General features: G+C 62.2%; 11 protein-coding genes and 2 pseudogenes. 7 read left to right on the top strand and 6 right to left on the bottom strand.

The window, feature by feature from the left end; translation table 11 throughout:
• Positions 1–170, bottom strand: a pseudogene (locus G552_RS16475) (integrase core domain-containing protein); the annotation flags it as partial.
• A 96-nt stretch (positions 171–266) separates the two neighbouring features.
• Here G552_RS16475 and G552_RS14705 point away from each other — a divergent pair.
• From G552_RS14705 to G552_RS0103665, 3 genes and pseudogenes are all read left to right on the top strand, one after another.
• Positions 267–656: pseudogene (locus G552_RS14705) on the top strand (methylenetetrahydrofolate reductase); the annotation flags it as partial.
• 137 nt (positions 657–793) lie between these two features.
• Positions 794–1453: an ATP phosphoribosyltransferase gene (hisG, locus tag G552_RS0103670; RefSeq protein ID WP_027881792.1), complete on the top strand. Its 660-nt coding sequence runs from the start codon at positions 794–796 to the stop codon at positions 1451–1453.
• 54 nt (positions 1454–1507) lie between these two features.
• Entirely contained in the window at positions 1508–2524 is a 1017-nt protein-coding gene (locus G552_RS0103665) for an aldo/keto reductase (protein ID WP_027881791.1), read from the top strand.
• Here G552_RS0103665 and G552_RS0103660 read toward each other — a convergent pair.
• Positions 2521–3489: a quinone oxidoreductase family protein gene (locus tag G552_RS0103660; protein ID WP_027881790.1), complete on the bottom strand. Its 969-nt coding sequence runs from the start codon at positions 3487–3489 to the stop codon at positions 2521–2523. The two genes, G552_RS0103665 and G552_RS0103660, sit on opposite strands and share 4 nt — an antisense overlap.
• A 32-nt stretch (positions 3490–3521) precedes the next feature.
• Here G552_RS0103660 and trmH point away from each other — a divergent pair, with 32 nt between their 5' ends.
• Entirely contained in the window at positions 3522–4130 is a 609-nt protein-coding gene (gene trmH / locus G552_RS0103655) for a tRNA (guanosine(18)-2'-O)-methyltransferase TrmH (RefSeq protein ID WP_027881789.1), read from the top strand.
• Positions 4131–4177: 47 nt separating this feature from the next.
• On the top strand, positions 4178–5359 hold the full coding sequence (locus G552_RS0103650) for a VanW family protein (protein WP_027881788.1): 1182 nt from the start codon (positions 4178–4180) through the stop codon (positions 5357–5359).
• Here the strand turns inward: G552_RS0103650 and G552_RS0103645 are convergent.
• From G552_RS0103645 to G552_RS0103635, 3 genes are read right to left on the bottom strand one after another with little or no spacing between them, the layout of a single operon-like run.
• Complete coding sequence (locus tag G552_RS0103645; protein WP_027881787.1) at positions 5356–6585, bottom strand: 2,3-bisphosphoglycerate-independent phosphoglycerate mutase; 1230 nt, start codon at positions 6583–6585, stop codon at positions 5356–5358. The two genes, G552_RS0103650 and G552_RS0103645, sit on opposite strands and share 4 nt — an antisense overlap.
• 42 nt (positions 6586–6627) lie before the next feature.
• On the bottom strand, positions 6628–7158 hold the full coding sequence (locus tag G552_RS0103640) for a GNAT family N-acetyltransferase (RefSeq protein ID WP_027881786.1): 531 nt from the start codon (positions 7156–7158) through the stop codon (positions 6628–6630).
• A 59-nt stretch (positions 7159–7217) separates the two neighbouring features.
• A complete protein-coding gene (locus tag G552_RS0103635; RefSeq protein ID WP_027881785.1) occupies positions 7218–9803 on the bottom strand; it encodes a S8 family serine peptidase in 2586 nt (861 codons plus the stop codon).
• A 243-nt stretch (positions 9804–10046) separates the two neighbouring features.
• On the opposite strand from G552_RS0103635, the gene proS reads away from it, so the two are divergent.
• Together proS and nth are read left to right on the top strand one after the other, a co-directional pair.
• Positions 10047–11480: a proline--tRNA ligase gene (proS, locus tag G552_RS0103630; RefSeq protein ID WP_027881784.1), complete on the top strand. Its 1434-nt coding sequence runs from the start codon at positions 10047–10049 to the stop codon at positions 11478–11480.
• Between the two features lie 3 nt (positions 11481–11483).
• Positions 11484–12170 carry an endonuclease III gene (gene nth / locus G552_RS0103625; protein WP_027881783.1) on the top strand — a complete coding sequence of 229 codons (687 nt, stop codon included), beginning with the start codon at positions 11484–11486 and terminating at the stop codon, positions 12168–12170.
• Between the two features lie 2 nt (positions 12171–12172).
• Here the strand turns inward: nth and G552_RS0103620 are convergent, their stop codons facing one another.
• Positions 12173–13327, bottom strand: coding sequence for a 23S rRNA (cytosine(1962)-C(5))-methyltransferase (locus tag G552_RS0103620; protein WP_027881782.1), 1155 nt, complete (start codon positions 13325–13327; stop codon positions 12173–12175).
• Positions 13328–13469 lie beyond the last annotated feature (142 nt).

The raw sequence follows: 13469 nt of genomic DNA, 5'->3' as shown, positions 1-13469 counted from the left end.
ACCAGGTCCTGGATCTCCTTCCAGCTCTTTTTACTTTCACGCAGGGCTTTGACCAGTCGGAGCTTGCGCAGACGTTCCTTGACCTCTGGGTCGCCTGCTTTGGCCTCGGCCAGCCTCTGTGCTTGTCTAGCGCCTTGCCATATCTCTCGGCCAACGGTGGTAAACTGCACCTGGGGAACCTCCTTTCTTGGTTGGTTCCCCTCTTTTTATCCCAGCTTAGAGTCTCACATGTGTCCGTCCAGGTTCAGTCAACTGCAACTGCGTAACTCCTAAACCTAAAGAAGAAGGTGGAGGCCGGGCTGGATTTAGTGGTTACCCAGCTATTCTTCAACAACGCCCTGTACTTTGGCTTCGTAGAGCGGGCCCGCCGTATTGGCATTCGAGTACCCATCGTACCGGGTCTGATGCCCATTACCGACCTAGCCCAGATTCGCCGCTTTATGGACATGTGTGGGGCCAGCATTCCCGGGCCTCTGCTGTCGCGCCTGGAAAAAGCCCGGAGCCCGGAGGAGGTTCTGGAAATCGGGGTAGAGCACACCACCCGGCAGGCCCGGGAGCTGCTCGAGGCGGGGGTTCCCGGCCTTCACCTCTACACCCTCAACAAGTCACCAGCCACCCGGCGGGTGGTGCAGAACTTGCAGACGGTTTTGCGCTAAATAAAAAAGCCCGCTTTTGCGGGCTGATATGTTCAATATACACCCATATACATTATGCGTCAAGCCTATACGATGATGTACGGTCAGGCTGGGGTTTTTCTGCAGTACCGGGCAGCTTGTGATATAAGAAGGCTCGGATGATACGCGGACGCTTTGCCCTAGTGGTGGCTTTGCCCAAGGGGCGCAACTTCAGCGACGGGTACCGGGCCCTGGCCCAGGCTGGCCTCGAGCTTCCCCCCATCGAGAACGAGCGGGCTTTGCTGCACGGCAGGGAGGGAGGGGTGGCCATCCTCGAGCTGCGCAACCACGACGTGCCCATCTATGTAGACCTGGGGATTGCCGATGTGGGGGTGGTGGGGCATGACGTGCTGCTGGAGTCTGGCCGCGATGTGTACGAACCGGTAGACCTGGGCAGCGGGGCCTGCCGTCTCTCCCTAATCCGCCATCCCCAGGCCAGAGGCCCCATTCGCCGGATCGCTACCAAGTACCCCAACTTTACCTCCCGGGTGTTGCGCGAGCGAGGGATGGTGGCCGATATCATCGAGCTGGCCGGCAACGTGGAACTGGCTGCCCTTACCGGGCTGGCCGATGCGGTGGTGGATGTGGTGCAGACCGGGGCTACCCTGAAGGCGGCGGGGTTGGTGGAGCTCGAGGTGTTGGCCCATTCCACGGCCCGTTTTATCGTCAACCGCCAGGCCCTCAAGCTCAAGCGGGCCCTCATTCGCCCCCTGATTGAGCGCCTGCGTGAGCAGTCCAGCAGTAGGGGCCCGGAGCGGGCACCTGGAGAAACGGAGTAGGGCCAGACAAGATCGGCAGGGTCATCTGGCCCAAAAGCCAGTACAATCAGGCCCATGACCTATCGCAAACTGGGAAAATCTGGCCTTTTCGTCTCTCCGTTGGCCCTGGGCACCATGCAATTTGGTTGGACCGCGGACGAGCCGACCGCGTATGCCATCCTGGACGCCTATGTGGAAGCTGGGGGTAACCTAATTGATACCGCCGATATCTACTCCAACTGGGCGCCGGGCAACCCTGGGGGGGTTTCGGAAGAGATTATTGGGCGCTGGCTCAAGAGCCGGGGGTACCGTGACCGGGTGATCGTGGCTACCAAGGTACGCGGCGCCATGGGGCCAGGTGGTTCGGAGGGGCGGCGCCACCCTTTGCAGCGCGAGGGGCTGTCGCGCCGGTGGATTATGCGCGCGGTAGAAGACTCCCTGCGTCGTTTGCAGGTGGATTACATCGACCTTTACCAGGTGCACTGGGTAGACAACCAAGTGCCCATCGAGGAGACCCTCTCGGCCCTGACCGACCTGGTACGCCGGGGGTATGTGCGCTACATCGGCTGCTCTAACTTTTCGGCCTGGCGCTTGATGCAGGCCCTGTGGGCTTCGGACAAGCACGGCTTAGAAAGCTTTGTTTCCCTTCAGCCGGAGTACAGCTTGGTGCAGCCCACCCGGCAGAACTTCGAGCGCGAACTGGCCCGGGTCTGCGAAACCTACGGCCTGGGCGTGATTCCCTACAGCCCCCTGGCCGGCGGTTTCCTGACCGGCAAGTACCGCCGCGACCAGCCCCTGCCCGAGAGCGTGCGGGCCCAGGGTATTGCTAGTGGGCGCTTCACCGAGCAGAACTGGAAAATTCTGGACAAGGTGCTGGAGATTGCCCAGCAACGAGGGGTACACCCAGCCCAGGTGGCCCTAGCCTGGCAGTGGTCGCGTCCCTATGTCGCTGCGCCCATTGTCGGGGCCAACAGTGTGCAGCAGCTTCAAGACCTCTTACCGGCGGTAAAGCTACAACTCAGCCCAGAGGAGGTGGCCGCCCTGGACGAGGCCTCGAGCTGGCCCCTTTCCCGTACCGAGCGGGAAGTCTAGGGGTATAGCAGAATCTTCCCCATGCTCTGGCGGCTTTCCATCAGGGCGTGGGCCTGGCTGGCTTCTTCCAGCTTGAACCTGGCACCAATCTCGAGGCTGACCTGACCCGAGCGCAGCATCTCGAAGACCGCCTCGACGGTGGGCCTGAGCGCCTCGGGGCGGCTGCGGCGGTAGTGCCCGCTGCTATAGCCAATTACGGCTTTATTTTGTCGGTGCAGCGGCTTGGTGTCGAAACTTCCGGCCTGCCCGTCTGCGTGCCCGTACACCACCAGCCGCCCGAAGGGGGCCAGGCACTTCATCCCTTGCTGGAAGATCTCACCTGCTATGGAGTCCAGAATCAGGTCGGCCCCGGTGTTGCCGGTCAGCTCGAGGACCCTCTCGGCGAAGCCGTGGTAGGTCAGAACCGCATCGGCCCCCAGGCGGCGCACCCAGTCGGCTTTGGCTTCGCTGCCGACTGTGGCGATGATTTTTCCTGCCCCCAGGGCCCGGGCCATCTGTATGGCGGTGCTACCCACCCCGCCGGCAGCAGCGTGCACCAGCACGGTCTCGCCTTTTTGCAGCCGCCCGGCCCAGGCCAGAATGTTGTAGGCCGTGACCAGTACAGTAAGGCCCGATACCGCTTCGTCGGGAAGCTCGGGGGGAACAGGGTAGGTGAGCACCGCTTTGGCCACCACCTTTTCGGCGTAGGAGCCTCCCGCAGCAAAGGCCACCACCCGTTGCCCTACCCTAAGGCCCTCCACCCCCTGGCCCAGGGCCTCAACCACCCCCACGGCGTCCAGGCCGGGAATGAAGGGGGGTGGGCTGCCCGCCTCATAGCCTCCCCGCCGGGCCTGGATATCGGCAAAGTTGAGGCTGGTCAGGCGGGTGCGCAGTACGACCTCGCCGGCCTGGGGGGTGGGGTCGGGCACCTCGCGGTACAGCAGGTTTTCTGGTGGGCCGTTTTGTTCTACTACGATGGCTTTCATGGGCTTATTTTCTCACGGTACAATAGGCCCTCGTGACGCCGGAACGCCTGGCCCGAATTCGCGCGGTGCTGGACAAGCGCCAGCCCGACCTGACAGTGCTGTTGGAGCGGGTGCACAAGCCCCACAACCTTTCGGCCATTCTGCGCTCCTGCGATGCGGTGGGGGTGCTCGAGGCCCACGCCATCCCACCCGCGCAGGGCGAGCTGAGTCTCCAGGGCAGGACCTACAATGAGACCTCCGGCTCGGCCGCCAAGTGGGTGGGCCTACGCCTTCACGACGATACGGCTTCGGCCTTCGCCTTCTTGAGAAGGCAGGGGTTCCAGATGTTGGCCGCCCATTTTTCCCCGCAGGCCGTGGATTACCGCCAGGTGGACTATACCCGCCCGACCTGCATTCTGCTCGGCACCGAGAAGTGGGGGGTCTCGCTCGAGGCGGCCCAGCAAGCAGACCAGCACGTGATTATTCCCATGATGGGCATGGTGCAGAGCCTGAACGTTTCGGTGGCGGCAGCGGTGATTCTGTTCGAGGCCCAGCGCCAACGCCTCGAGGCCGGCTTCTACGACCGGCCCCGGCTTTCACCAGCGCGCTACCAGGAGGTGCTGCAGTACTGGCTAAAGCGCCACGAGCAGGGGGAGGGTTAGGGTCAAAAGCGCACTATTTTTTCGCAGGATTGGCGTAAAGTGGCTTTATGAGGTTCATAATACCGGCCATTTTTCTCTGCATTTCTCTGGCTTTGGCAGGGCCAGACGGCGTTTTCTACGCTCTGGAAAACCGCATCGAAAAGGGCCAGATGGTCACTGTGGGCGTACTGCAGCGCATCAAGGTGGGTGGGGTGGGCCAGCTCGAGGTTCTGCTGGCTAAAGCGGCCCGCCCGCCCCAGGCGGCGCGCTGGCGTTACGACCCAGCCCTAAAGGACTGGGTGATGGCCGACCAGATGGGGCACCACTTCGACCTAGCCGAGGCTAAAAAGCGCTACCTCGAGGCCCTGCGAGCCGGGCAGGAGGAGTTTTTGCTGCCTGTAACCCACACCCTGCACCCGGAAGGGGCCCCCTTCTACTACCGGCTGGGCATCCGCCAGCTTCTGGCCGAGGCCACCACCTCCTTTGCGGGCTCCTCCTACGAGCGTGGCTACAACATCGCGCTGGCGGCCAGCCTCCTGAACGGGGTGCAAATTGCCCCCGGCGAGACCTTCTCCTTTGCCAAAGCCATAGGCGAGGTCTCGGAGCGCACCGGCTTCAAAAAAGCCTTCGTGATTTCCGGCGAGCAAACCCTAGAAGGGGTGGGTGGGGGATTGTGCCAGGTCTCGACCACCCTTTTCCGCTCGGCCTATTTTGCTGGCCTGCCCATTGTGCAGCGCCGCCCGCACAGCTACCAGGTGCGCTACTACCAGCCCACCGGCCTGGATGCGGCGGTTTTTCTGCCCTCCCTCGACCTACGCTTCAAAAACGACACCCCCGGCCATCTGCTCATTCAGAGCGAGGTTAGAGGTAACCGCCTGACCTTCCGCCTTTTCGGCAGCAAAGACCGCGAGGTGGCCTGGAGCCAGCCTGTGATTCTCAGCCGCACCCCACCCTTGCCGACCCGCTACATCGTGATTCCCGAACTCAAGCCGCAGCAGTTCGTACAGGTAGACTGGGCTGCCGAGGGAGCCACCGTGCAGGTTCACCGCACCATCCGCTTTACCGATGGCCAGGTCAGCAGGGACACCCTTTCCAGCACCTACCGCCCCTGGGGCGCGGTATACCTGGTGGGCGAGGGCACCCGGCTGCCCGATGGGCGGGTGCTCACTGCGGCCACCGACGACGCCCCCGACAACCACGGCTACCGCCTGCCCACCCAGACCACCCTGCGACCGGCCCGCAACCGCTAGGCCCCGTACTTTTGCAGTTTGCCGGCGTGGGCCAGCAGCAAAGGCATCAGCTCCACCCCGCGCAGGTGGCCTAGGCTGCCTTTGGCCGCTTCGTCCTCGGTGAAGCGTTGGGCGGCGTCGTTGCGCAGGTAGGGACCATACAGCAAGAGCGGTACCGGGTGCCAGGAGTGGGCCTTCAGCACGCTGGGGGTGGAGTGGTCGCCGGTGATGGCCAGCACATCGGGTTTCAGGGCCAGTAGCTCCGGCAGCAGATGGTCGAAAAGCTCAATCTTGTGGACTTTTTCCGCGAAGTTGCCGTCTTCGCCGGTGGCGTCGGTTTTCTTGAAATGCAGGTAGAAGAAGTCGTGCTTGGCCCAGTTTTCCTGTAGCGCCCGCAGCTTGCCCTTTGGTGCGTCTTCCACCCCCTCCACCGGCAGCACCTTCATGCCTACCAGGCTGGCCACCCCTTTGTACATGGGGTAGCTGGCGACGCAGGCCGGGTTGAGCTTGTAGACCTGGGCCATGCTGGGGAAGCGAGGCTTGAGGGAGATGCCGCGGAAGAGCGCGCCGTTAATCTGGGGCTCGTCTTGCAATACCTCTCGGATGCGCCGGCTGAGGGCGTTGAGGAGGCGGGCCGTCTTACTGCTGGCGGCGTCGGTGGGGTCGTGGGGCTGGGAGGGCAGGGGGGCTACCCCGGTTTTCTGGGGGTCGGTGTCGCTGGTTTTTTCTCCCAGGCCTGCCCCGCGCAAAACCACCACAAAGCGGTGCTCGGACTCGGTGTAGAAGTGCACCTGTACCCCTTCCACCTCCTGGATGGCGGCTTTGAGCTTGCCCACTACGCGGGCGTTTTCCGCATCGCTGGGGCGGCCTGCGCGGCGATCCTTAACCAGCCCAGCCGCATCGAGGGTGGCGAAGTTGCCCCGCACGGCCACATCGCCGTCCTGGAAGTCGGCCCCAATCCCGATGGCCGAGAGCGCCCCCCGTCCGACCAGATACCTGAAGGGGTCGTAGCCAAAGAGCGCGAGATGGCCGGGGCCAGAGCCAGGGGCCAGGCCAGGGTAGACTGGGGTGAGCAGTCCCAAAGCGCTTTGCTTGGCCAGCGCATCGAGGTGGGGGGTGTGGGCCGCGGCCAGCTCGGTGGGGCCGCCGGGTGCTTGGGGCAGGCCCCCTACGCCGTCCAGCACCACCAGCAGAATCTTGGAGGGGGTTTGTTGAGATAGTTCCTCGAGGATAGGGAGCATGTCCATAGCCGGATTAGTTTACCCTTCCTGCCAGGACTAGCGCTGCTGTTAGTAAAAAATCGGCGGCCGGCTCGACAGCCACTCCTCCGGCAGCAGGCTGTACATGTAGAAGTCCCACGGCTCCCCGCGAATCCAGCGCCAGCGGCGCAACAGACCTTCGCGCTGGAAGCCCAGCTTCTCCAGCGCCCGCTGCGAGCGGGGGTTGTGCACATGGGCGATGGCCTGGATGCGGCGCAGGTCCCAGGGCCCAAAAGCGTAGTCGAAGAGCACCACCTTGGCCTCGGTGTTGAGGCCTTTGCCCCAGTAGGGCTGCCCCAGCCAGGTCTCGGTCTCGCCCAGCTTGTTGGCCCAGTCCAGGTGCAGCCCAATGACCCCTGCGGGCTGCTCCCCCGCCTCGATGACGAAAAAGCCCTCCTTGGTTTGCAGGTGCTCGAGGTATTGGTAGGTCTGGTGGGGGTCCTGGTGGGGCTCCCAATAGACGAAAGGGGCCAGCTCCGGGTCGGACATCAGGGTAAACAGGGCCAGGGTGTCCTCTGGGCGAGGGGGCCGGAGCCGGATGCGGGGGCCGCACAGTTCCATCTGCCCATAGCATACGAAAAAAGACCCGCTTCGGCGGGTCTTTCAGGTCGTGTTGGGGGTTAGGGCCGGGCGATGGTGATGACCGGTGAGATCCAGCTTTCCCAGTCAGCGGGGTTGGACATCTTGCCGGTGGGCTTCAGCACCCGAATCTGCAGCTTGTACTGGCCATTGGGTACAGCCTGGAACTCGGCAGGCACGGGAATTTTATTGCCGTAGACGTCCTCTTTGGCGTACTTGCTAATGCGAGTACCATCCCAGGGAATGGCAAAGAAACCGTTGGCGCTGGTGTTGCGCGGGATGTACTCGGCGTAATCGGCCCGGCTGTACTTGGGGTGGATGGGGGTGTTGGTGGCAGCGTTGAGAATGACCACCTCGTAAACCCGAGCGCCGTGCTCGAAGTGCACCAGGAGGTAGGGCAGGTCGTTACCCTGTAGGGTGAAGGAGCCACCGCTGGGCAGAACCTCGTAGCCGGTGCCCGCATCGTTAAGTTTGGCCAACAGGGGGAAGCCAAAAGCGGCTGGGGTGAGAATTTGAATAGCCTGATAGCCACCTTGCATGCCCACATAGGGCACGTTGAGCTTCAGGCCAGCTCCTACCGGCTCGAGCTGGATGTAGCCGCCGTAGAGCCCCTTGTTGGGTAGACTGGCGGGAGGAGTGATGGTCACGCTCAGGATGGCCTCGCCCCGAGCCGGCACGGTGATTTGCGAGTGGCTGAAGCTGACTGTGGCCGAAGCGATAGCAAAGCTCGGGGTGTGGATACTGCCAAAGGCGGCAGGCCCTGGCAGGTGGATCGGTTTGTAGATAAGTGGGACATTGCTACGGTTTTTCAGCACCAGCCGCTCGGTATGGGCACCGGCCTTGGCCGCGAAGGAGATGGCCGAGGGGGTTACGGTCACTCGGTTCTGCACTGCCGCCACGATGTCGATCATGCCAGCTCCTTGGCGGTAGCTGGTTTCGGGCAGGCCACTGCTTGGGGCCAGAGCAAAGGCCTTGGGCATGGCAGTGTTTTGCAGGTACTTGCGTACCTCGCTGGGCCGCTGTTGCCGCCAGAAGGCCGGGTTCCCCTCCAGCAATAACGCTACCGCACCGGCCACGTGAGGCGCCGACATGGAAGTACCGCTCAGGATGGCGTAGCCGCCCTGCTCCAGCGGTACCGCCGAACGAATCAGGCCGCCGGGAGCACCCAGGTCAGGCTTGAGCTCGAGGTCCTGACTCAAACCCCAGGAGCTGAAGCTAGAGATGAGGTTCGCTGTGGGGTTGGCCACGGCGGTGGTCTCGGAGGTCCAGGTCAGGGTGGTGGGGGTACTCAGGGCCCGCAGAGCTAGCCCATCGGCCTGGGAGATGCTAATGCCAAACTTACCGGCTACTCCGGTCACGCCACCGCCGGCAAACAGGCCGGTGGCGTTGTTATGGATGATGACCCCTAGTGCACCGGCACTAATCGCCCGCTGGTACTTCTCGTTGAAAGTGCAGGTACCACGCTCAATAAGAGCCACCTTGCCCGTGGGGTCGGCCAGCAAGGTATCGGCGTTACAGGCCCGGCCAATCCAAACCACCTCGGCGCTTTGGCCGCTGGTGGGGGGAGCTTCAGCCCCGCCCAGCACCAGGTAGCCCAGTGGGGCCCCGGTAGCGTTCACAATGGCTTTTTGCGCATTCACGGCGATATTGTCGAAGGAGGCTACGCTGATGACCCCTTCGGTGGCAGCGGGGTCACCGGTGGCAAAAAGGCCCAGGTTGCCGTTGTTGCCCGCCGAGGCCACCACCACCGTGCCACGCTTGACCATCTTGGTGAGGGCCTTGCCCAATACGCTCCAGCCGAAAGGTGAGCCTAGGCTCATGTTGACCACGTCCATGCCCATGCTCTCTGCTCGCTCGAGAGCTGCCAGGATTACGTCGTCGCTGGTGGAGCCCTCACAGCCGAACACCTTGTAGGCCCCAAACAGCACTCCAGGGGCTACCCCGGTAATCTGGCTGTCTTTGCCCCCCACGATGCCCGCTACGTGGGTGCCGTGACCGTTGCAGTCGTCGGGGTTGGGGTCGGGTACCGGGGTAGATTTGGCTGGGTCGGAGGCGTCGTAATCGTCTCCTACAAAGTCATAGCCATCCGCGATGCGCCCTGCAAAGGCAGGGTGCTGCAGGTCGATGCCGCTGTCAATGATCCCCACCTTAACGCCCCGCCCGGTCAGGCCCAGGTCGTTTTGGGCGATATCAGCCCCGGTCTGGGTGAGTGCGGAGGCCAGGTCGGGGTTGGCAACCTCACGGGGTGGCAACCAATAGGTGCCAATGGGGTAGACACCTTCCACCCCTGGTAGGGTGTACAGCAGCTTTCGGTTATTGCTAGCTACTTCTACCGAGAAGCCGTTGAAGAGGTCGGTGTAAGCGAAGAGAATTTTGACCCCTGCGGCTTGGGCAGCCTGACGGAAGGCAGCATGCTGAGCCTGGATACTTTGCAGGCTAACACCATCGCTTTGAGTCCCACCCGATAGCTCTACAAACCAGCGGGTGGGGGTTTCATCCACCATACTGCCGAAGGTGGTCTGAGGGGGCAGGCTGGCAATGACCTCGAGGTTGGGCTGGCTACCTGTTTTGTTCCCACAGGCTGCCAGGAAGGCTGCTAAACCTAGTAAGACAAGATATTTCCGCATAGTTGCTCCTGCGCTCTGAGAGCGTTGGTTTTTGAAGCTAGATAGGAGTACCTTATAAAGCTTAAGGATTGTTTTTCCTTTCACCCCCCTTCGCCTGCTTGTCCAAAAGACGCCCACATCATAGAACCATCAAGGAGACTTAGGGGTAACCTAAAAAAGTTACTTAGACGTTTCCTAGCGTTACCCATTGGGATTGGCCCAAACGGGTGAGTCTGGGCGAGCCATCGGCTATGATGGGTCGGTATGGCGAAGGACAAAGGCTTGGTTCCGCAATCGCAGGATTTCAACGAGTGGTACAACGAAGTGGTGCTCAAGGCCGACCTGGTGGACTATGGCCCAGTGCGCGGCACCATGGTGGTCAAGCCCTATGGCTACGCCATCTGGGAGAACATCCAGCGTGAACTCGACCGCATGTTCAAAGAGACGGGCCACCAAAACTGCTACTTTCCCCTATTCATTCCCATGAGTTTCCTGCAGAAGGAGGCCGAGCACGTGGAAGGCTTTTCCCCCGAGCTGGCGGTGGTGACCCAGGCCGGTGGTGAAACCCTGGAAGAGCCGCTGGCGGTGCGCCCGACCTCCGAGACCATCATCGGCTACATGTGGTCTAAGTGGATTCGCACCTACCGCGACCTGCCGCAGCTTTTGAACCAGTGGAACAGCGTGGTGCGATGGGAGCTACGCACCAAGCTCTTCCTGCGCACCACTGAGTTTTTGTGGCAGGAGGGCCATACCGCCCACGCCACCCAGGAGGAGGCCGAGGAGGAAGCCCGGCGCATGGCCGGGGTCTATGCCACGGTGCTGCGCGAGTGGTGCGCTATACCGGGGTGGGAGGGGCGCAAGACCGAGTCGGAGAAGTTCGCTGGGGCGGTCTACTCCATCAGCTACGAGGCCATGATGCGCGATGGAAAGGCCCTGCAGTCGTGCACCTCGCACTACCTGGGCACCAATTTTGCCAGGGCCTTCGATATCCAGTTTCAAGACAAAGACCAGCAGAACAAGTACGTGCATACCACCTCCTGGGGCTTTACGACGCGGGTGGTGGGGGCCATCGTGATGACCCACGGCGACGACAAGGGCCTGATTCTGCCCCCCCGGCTGGCCCCGGTGCAGGTGGTGATTGTCCCGATCTACAAAGCCGACACCCGCGAGGTGGTGCTGCCTGCGGCGGTGGAACTGGCCCATACCCTCAAGGCCGCGGGCGTCCGGGTCTTCCTCGACGACCGCGACCAGTACAGCCCTGGGTATAAGTTCAACGAGTGGGAGCTGAAAGGGGTACCGCTGCGCCTCGAGGTGGGGCCGCGCGATGTGGAGGCCAAAACCGCGGTGCTGGCCAGCCGGCTGGGGGGCAAGGAGACCGTAGCGGTGTCTGCCCTGCCCGAGCTTATCCCGGCTCGCCTCGAGGCCTTCCAGCAACAGCTTTACCAGCGGGCCCTGGCCTTCCGCGATGCGCACACCTGGGAGGTAGACAGCTACCAGGCCTTCCAGGAGAAGGTGGAGCAGGGCTTTGTCAAGGCCTTCCACTGTGGCGAGGCAGCCTGCGAGAAGCAGATCAAAGCGGAGACCACCGCCACCACCCGTTGCATTCCCTACGACGAGCCCGAGGCGCAAGGATACTGCGTGCGCTGTGGTAAGCCCAGCGCCTATGGCAAGCGGATTCTCTTTGCCAAGGCCTATTGAGCTATGGCAGGTACCAAACCCAGAGTCGCCCGTGGCCAGCGCCAGAGGGCTTCTTGGCGGATCATAAAAAAGCGGGCGCTTAGGGTGCTAGAGGTAATGGAGGTTCTTTATCCTCAAGCGGCCACCGAGCTTTTTCATCGCAATCCCTTTGAGCTGCTGATTGCCACCGTGCTCTCGGCCCAGGCTACCGATGCTTCGGTGAACCGGGCCACCCCCGCCCTTTTTGCCCGCTACCCCAACGCCCAGGCCCTAGCCCAGGCCACTCCCGAAGAGGTCGAACCCTACATCAAAACCATCGGGCTATACCGCAGCAAAGCCCGGAACATCGTGCAGCTGGCCCGGCAGCTAGTGGAAAAGCACGGTGGCCAGGTGCCCGCCGATAAAGCCCAGCTACAGGCCCTCCCCGGGGTGGGCTGGAAGACCGCCACGGTGGTGCTGGGGGCTGCCTTTGGCATACCGGGGATTGCGGTGGACACCCATCTGACCCGCCTGGCCCACCGCCTGGGGCTTTCCCAGGAGAAAAACCCCGAGAAAATCGGGGCTGACCTGGAAAAGCTTTTCCCTCGGGATAAGTGGGTTTTTGTCCACCATGCCCTTATCCTGTTTGGCCGCTACCGCTGTACTGCCCGTAAGCCGCGCTGCCAAGACTGCCCCCTCTATACCGAGTGCCGAAGCCAGGGGGCTTGGTAGCCTTACAGCACTTGCAATAGGGCAAACTTAAGGTAGTGGGTCTCGGGTACGTTGAGCAAAACCGGATGATCCCAGCCCTGGCCGCGTTTCTCCAGGACTCTTACCGTGCGCTGGGCATCGGCGGCGGCCTCGGTGAGCATCTGGTAGAAGAGGGGCTCGCCTAGGTGGTGGCTGCAGGAGGCGGTGGCCAGGATGCCCCCGCGCCCTAAGAGCTTCAAGGCCCGCAGGTTGATTTCTTTGTAGGCGGCGTAGGCGCGCTCGAGGTCGCGTTTGCTTTTCGCGAAGGCGGGGGGGTCGAGGACGATCAGGTCGTAACGGGCCTGGCGCCGCTCTTCCTTTCGCAAAAAGTCAAAGGCGTTAGCTTCGTGTAGGGTGAGATTGTCAAAGCCGTTGAGCTGCGCGTTTTCCTGGGCTCGCTCTAGGGCGGCGGCAGAGCTATCTACGGCGGTGACCTGGGTGAAGCCCCGGGCTAGGTGCAGGGCAAACGAGCCGTGGTAGCTAAACACGTCGAGGGCCGATTGGCCTCGAAAACCTTCCATGCGCAGACGGTTGTCGCGTTGATCCAAAAAGGCCCCGGTCTTCTGGCCCTGGTAGAGCTCTACCTGGTAGCGGATGGCCCCTTCCTGCACCACCACCTTCTCGGGCACGGCTCCCTGGAGCACCCGAACCTCCAGGGGTAGACCCTCTAGAAGCCGGGACTTCTGGTCGTTTTTGGCCAGCAGGCTGCGCAGGGGGATCTCCTCTAGGATGACCTGAACCAGCCGGGGCATAAGGGGCTCCAAAGCCGCTGAACCTATCTGCAAGACCCCGTGCCCGGCGTAGTAGTCCAGTACCAGACCGGGCAGCAGGTCACCCTCGGCATGCGCCAGACGGTAGCCTCCCTCGGGTTCCTGGGCCAAGGCGGCCTGACGCTGGCGCAAGGCCTGGCGCAGGTTGGCTAGCCATACCTCCAGGGGGTCGGGAGATTCCTCGAAGCTAAAGGCCCGCACGGTGATCTCAGAAGCAGGGTTGTACAAGGCCAGTCCCAGGGTCTTTCTACCAGCCTGAACGGGGTAAAGGCCGGGGTTAGCGGGGCCCTCGAGCACATCGCTTTTGTACACCCAGGGGTGGCGGGCCAGGAGCCGGGCGGCTCCTTTAGGAGAGATGCGTACCTTCACCTAAAGAGTCTACACAATACCCCTTGCTTGCTTGTATATGAATATTTTCCAGACAATACCTTTTATCTTTGTTTTGTTTCGCAAATAATCGCTAAAACACCACTTTTCTTTGCTAAAGCCGTATCCACTCCTTATAGTATGC

Origin of the sequence: Meiothermus rufus DSM 22234 (assembly GCF_000423425.1) — a bacterium.
In the GTDB taxonomy this organism is placed as follows: domain Bacteria; phylum Deinococcota; class Deinococci; order Deinococcales; family Thermaceae; genus Meiothermus; species Meiothermus rufus.
This window is presented reverse-complemented; position numbering and strand designations above follow the sequence as displayed.

Excerpts from the sequence above, each read along its gene's own strand:
- G552_RS0103640 (WP_027881786.1), bottom strand. The coding sequence starts at position 7,158 with ATGGAACTGTGCGGCCCCCGCATCCGGCTCCGGCCCCCTCGCCCAGAG.
- G552_RS0103635 (WP_027881785.1), bottom strand. The coding sequence starts at position 9,803 with ATGCGGAAATATCTTGTCTTACTAGGTTTAGCAGCCTTCCTGGCAGCC.
- G552_RS0103660 (WP_027881790.1), bottom strand. The coding sequence starts at position 3,489 with ATGAAAGCCATCGTAGTAGAACAAAACGGCCCACCAGAAAACCTGCTG.
- G552_RS0103665 (WP_027881791.1), top strand. The coding sequence starts at position 1,508 with ATGACCTATCGCAAACTGGGAAAATCTGGCCTTTTCGTCTCTCCGTTG.
- G552_RS0103650 (WP_027881788.1), top strand. The coding sequence starts at position 4,178 with ATGAGGTTCATAATACCGGCCATTTTTCTCTGCATTTCTCTGGCTTTG.
- G552_RS0103645 (WP_027881787.1), bottom strand. The coding sequence starts at position 6,585 with ATGGACATGCTCCCTATCCTCGAGGAACTATCTCAACAAACCCCCTCC.
- proS (WP_027881784.1), top strand. The coding sequence starts at position 10,047 with ATGGCGAAGGACAAAGGCTTGGTTCCGCAATCGCAGGATTTCAACGAG.
- nth (WP_027881783.1), top strand. The coding sequence starts at position 11,484 with ATGGCAGGTACCAAACCCAGAGTCGCCCGTGGCCAGCGCCAGAGGGCT.
- hisG (WP_027881792.1), top strand. The coding sequence starts at position 794 with ATGATACGCGGACGCTTTGCCCTAGTGGTGGCTTTGCCCAAGGGGCGC.